This is a genomic window from Candidatus Cardinium sp. cByotN1, assembly GCF_022810525.1.
Taxonomy (GTDB): Bacteria; Bacteroidota; Bacteroidia; order Cytophagales; family Amoebophilaceae; genus Cardinium.
In genome coordinates this window covers 1-1506 of the sequence record NZ_JAACGG010000035.1, presented here as the reverse complement: position 1 = coordinate 1506, position 1506 = coordinate 1, and the positions used below count along the sequence as shown (strand labels likewise).

1 protein-coding gene is annotated in these 1506 nt (G+C 33.4%); it reads right to left on the bottom strand.

Annotation, left to right across the window (positions count from 1 at the left end):
* Positions 1-59: 59 nt before the first annotated feature.
* On the bottom strand, positions 60-1076 hold the full coding sequence (locus tag MUW73_RS01245; RefSeq protein WP_243575177.1) for a hypothetical protein: 1017 nt from the start codon (positions 1074-1076) through the stop codon (positions 60-62).
* Positions 1077-1506: the final 430 nt, after the last annotated feature.

The following is a 1506-nucleotide window of genomic DNA, read 5'->3' as shown; positions in this document are numbered from 1 at the left end:
CTGACTTGAACAGGTACAAATTCCTTAAGTTGACGACATTGCATGAACAGATACATTTTTCATCTCTTACCAAGCGTATCTAACTCAGCTTTTAGCTTTACTATCTCTTTATCATAAGAGTCTATCTTATACTTAAAGAATGTAGTTATATTATCTTTCTTTTTTTCTCTAGATTCTCCTTCCAGTAAGTTATCTGGAATATAACGGGCACGATAATTCATATATTGATTATAGATCTGCAATACCTCTCGCATTATAATATAGTTAGTTCTTTCTATCTTTTTCTGTTCAGGTTCCAGAGCGATATCGCGAATAAACGATACAAGCGCAGTATTGCCTGTCCTTTTATTATACAGATCAAGTAAGCTTTCTTTCTGTTCCTTTGTCAACTTGTTACATAAATCTTTCCTCTGATTTAGACAACTACTACGCATCTCTTTAAATTTAGTAATGTAATATATAGCCAGCGCTGGGTCGTAACAATTTTGGTTAATAGGCTGATTAGGGTCGAAAAAATTGGCTAATGCTTGTCGGTCTTTTGCTGTTAGATCCTTTATGTTATTTTTTAAGTCATACTCTATCAAATTTTCCATTTGTTCTTCATCGCTAGCAACTTTACCCAATGCTTCTTTTATCCTTTCATCTACTGTTTTCTCTTGATTTTTTATATTATTTACTGAGTGATCCGGATTGGGTATTGTACTATTATCTTGATTGACTGCTTGTAGTCCATTCTTGTTCAGATCATTTGTTTCTAACTTATCTGCACCCTCTTCTTCCTGTTCATTGTCCTCAAAATTTATCTCGTTTAATTGATTATCCTTTTCTGACTCCGCTGTATCTGCTGTGGCTTCTGCCTGCTTGGCAAGATCAAGCTGCCCTTTATTTTCTATCTGATCTTTATTTTCATCAGCATTACTTGCTTTTAGGTTAACCAAAGGATGCTGATCAGGTCTATTATGCTCATTATTTTCAAGTTTTTTTGTATTGATTTTTTTCTTATCACCGCACCCACAATTAGAATTAGTTAATAATGCAGATAAATAAAATAAAACGGCTTTATAGGAATGTTGCATATAATTTTATAGATTAAATTAAGTTTTTTAGACTACTATTGTTTCCGTTCAGCACTATGGCTTATACTAGGAAAAGAACGCGCCTTTTGAAAAAAGTACGATCAGCAAGCGGAGTTTACAGATGAAAAGAAAAACAGTTGCCGGAAAGGATGGCAGAAAGGTTCCTGTTTTTCCAGCTGTAAACTAAGCTTACAGTAACTTTTTTCATCAGCGCTTGATTTTTTGGCTACTTTTTTATCAAGAAAAAAGTAGCTTTAAAAAATTCATTTTTTAACAGTGTCAGGAACAGACAATCGCGTCAACTTAAGGGGTATATTTAATTGATTGTTATATATAATAATATATAAAAAATGCACCTTGTAAAATAGTTGCGATCAGCAAGCGCCCATTATAGCTGACATAGAAAAACAGCTGAACTGGATGTTGAAGG

What these genes read in the sequence shown, in the direction of transcription:
- MUW73_RS01245 (WP_243575177.1), bottom strand. Translation starts at nt 1,076, where the DNA reads ATGCAACATTCCTATAAAGCCGTTTTATTTTATTTATCTGCATTATTA.